The organism is Bradyrhizobium sp. (assembly GCF_049512235.1).
Taxonomy (GTDB): domain Bacteria; phylum Pseudomonadota; class Alphaproteobacteria; order Rhizobiales; family Xanthobacteraceae; genus Bradyrhizobium.
This window is the reverse complement of the sequence record NZ_JBEKXH010000708.1, coordinates 1-2,627: the sequence shown is the minus strand read 5'-3', so window position 1 is coordinate 2,627 and position 2,627 is coordinate 1. Positions and strand designations below refer to the sequence as shown.

Below are 2,627 nucleotides of genomic sequence, written 5' to 3'. Positions count from 1 at the left end.
GTTTTGCCGCATGTATAATGTGTAGCAAGCTCTGACGGCGTCTGAGGTTTGCAGCGCAATGCAATACATTCGTTTGCATTCCGGCGGTGGCTGGTCTTAATCTGGCGAAGCAAGTCGTCGTGATCGTTCGCGCGGCTATCGATTGGAGCCTCGGTGGTGGCAGTTTCGATGTTTATCGGCACGCGCAAGAGTACCATGGCGCTTGCCCAGACCGAGTACATCGGGCGGCGACTGTCGGCGGCGGTGCCTGATCTCGGCGTCGAAATCGTGAAGTTCGAAACCGCCGGCGACTATGACCAGACCAGCAAACTGTTGTCGCATGGTGGCAAGGGCGGCGCTTTCGTCGCGGAGATCGGCGGACGGTTCATCGAGGTTACACGCAGCGGGCCGGCCGATCGCCCGCGGGAACTCGGCCGCGCGGTCGGACTTGAATTGCTGGACAGAGGCGCGGCCGAGATCATCGCACCCACGCTACCCGAGCCATGAGGGTATGACATGGCGACAGCATTTCCATTTTCAGCCATCGTCGGCCAGGACGAAATGAAGCTCGCGCTGCTGATCGCGGCGGTCGATCCAAAAGTCGGTGGCGTGCTCGCCTTTGGCGACCGCGGCTCGGGCAAGTCCACCGCAGTCCGCGCCCTCGCGGCGTTGCTGCCGAAAATGAAAGTCGTCGCCGGCTGCCGCTACAATTGTGATCCGGACAAGCCCGCGGAATTCTGTGACGATTGCCGCAGCCGCGCCGCCAAAGGCGCGGTGAAATCAGCGCAGGTTGCAGTACCGGTGGTAGATCTGCCGCTCGGCGCGACCGAGGATCGCGTCGTCGGCGCGCTCGACCTGGAACGCGCGCTTGCGCGCGGCGAGAAAGCGTTCGAGCCGGGATTGCTGGCCCGCGCGCATCGCGGCTTTCTCTACATCGATGAGGCCAATCTTCTGGAAGATCATCTGGTCGATCTGCTGCTAGATGTCGCAGCATCGGGCGAAAACGTCGTCGAGCGCGAAGGATTGAGTATCCGCCATCCCGCGAGGTTCGTGCTTGTCGGCACAGGCAATCCGGAGGAAGGCGAGCTGCGCCCGCAATTGCTGGACCGTTTTGGTCTCTCGGTTGAAGTGAAAACGCCGGACGATCTTCCCAGTCGGATCGAAGTCGTTCGCCGTCGCGACCAATTTGAGAGCGATAGCGCGGCCTTTGTTGCGAAATGGACACGGGAAGAGACAAAATTACGGAAGAAAATCACCTCGGCACGCCAACGACTCCCGGCCGTTACTGTTTCCAATGCAGCACTGGAGCACGCGGCAAAGCTGTGCATGACACTCGGCACCGACGGCCTGCGTGGCGAATTGACCTTGATGCGTGCGGCGCGCGCGCTGGCGGCGCTCGAAGGTGAGAACGCCGTCACCGACAGTCATCTGTGCATCGTCGCAGCGCCGGCGCTGCGACATCGGCTGCGTCGCAACCCGCTCGATGATGCCGGTTCCAGCGTGCGGATCGACCGCGCTATCGCGGAGGTATTCGGATGAACGCTGTGCCCGCCTGGTCCGATGCGATGATCGCGGCGCAATTGTTCGCGGTCGATCCGGTCGGCACCGGCGGCGTTTTGCTGCGGTCCCGCGCCGGTCCGGTGCGGGAGCGATGGCTGGCGCTGCTGCGCGCGGCATTGCCGTCGCCGCAGCCATCGAAACATCTGCCGCTGCATATTGCCGACGGCCGTTTGCTCGGCGGTCTCGATCTCAATGCGACCTTGCTGGCGGGACGCCCCGTCGCCGAGCGCGGGCTGCTCGCGGAGGCTGACCGCGGTGTGCTGGTCCTCGCCATGGCGGAACGGCTGTCGTCAGCAACCGCCGTGCACATCACGTCCGCGATTGATGCGGGTGAGATCGTGGTTGAGCGGGACGGCGTTTCGCTGCGGATGCCGGCGCGCTTTGGTGTGGTCGCCCTCGACGAGGGTCTCGATGACGAACTGGCTCCGGCCCCGCTACGCGATCGTCTGGCGTTTCATGTCGATTTGAATGAAATTGCATTTGGCGAGACTGAGCCATCTACGCCTGATCGCGAGGCGATACTGGCGGCGCGGGAGCACTTACCTTCGCTCCGATCAAGTGCAGAACAAATTGACGCGATCTGTGCCGCGGCCGGGGCCCTCGGCATTGTTTCCTTGCGCGCGCCGCTGCTGGCCTTGCGCGTGGCCCGGGCCGGCGCCGCACTTTCGGGACATGTCGAAGTCGAACAAGCCGACGTCGCGCTGGCCGCCCGGTTGGTACTGGCGCCGCGGGCGATGGTTTTTCCCCAGCCGAATGAAGCAGAACAGCCGCAACAGCCGCCCGAACCACCATCGGATGAGTCCGACGACGGTACGGACGCAGAAAAGCCCGACATCGACCGTGCGCTGGATGAGGTAATTCTCGCTGCTGTGCAGGCGGCGCTGCCGCCGGATGTGCTTGCCTCGTTGCGCGCCCCGGGCCGATCACGTGCGCCTTCGCAAGGCAAAGCAGGCGCTCCGCAAAAATCCAACAAGCGCGGCCGACCCGCGGGCGTGCTGCGCGGCGATTTGCGCTGCGGCGCCAGGCTCAATGTGATCGAGACCTTGCGGGCGGCAGCAGCGTGGCAGCCGCTTCGCCGACGCGAGGCC

The 2,627-nt window shown here is 64.1% G+C and carries 1 protein-coding gene and 2 pseudogenes; all 3 read left to right on the top strand.

From position 1 onward, the window contains the following. Positions 1-168: 168 nt before the first annotated feature. Positions 169-354: pseudogene (locus tag ABSG20_RS34250) on the top strand (hydroxymethylbilane synthase); the annotation flags it as partial. A gap of 141 nt (positions 355-495) precedes the next feature. Further along, positions 496-1,518: a magnesium chelatase ATPase subunit I gene (bchI, locus tag ABSG20_RS34245; protein ID WP_423868857.1), complete on the top strand. Its 1,023-nt coding sequence runs from the start codon at positions 496-498 to the stop codon at positions 1,516-1,518. Further along, a pseudogene (bchD, locus tag ABSG20_RS34240) lies at positions 1,515-2,627 on the top strand (magnesium chelatase subunit D); the annotation flags it as partial. The gene bchI and the pseudogene bchD, both read left to right, overlap by 4 nt.

Bases quoted from the DNA above. Each gene is read 5' to 3' on its own strand.
- bchI (WP_423868857.1), top strand. From the start codon at position 496: ATGGCGACAGCATTTCCATTTTCAGCCATCGTCGGCCAGGACGAAATG.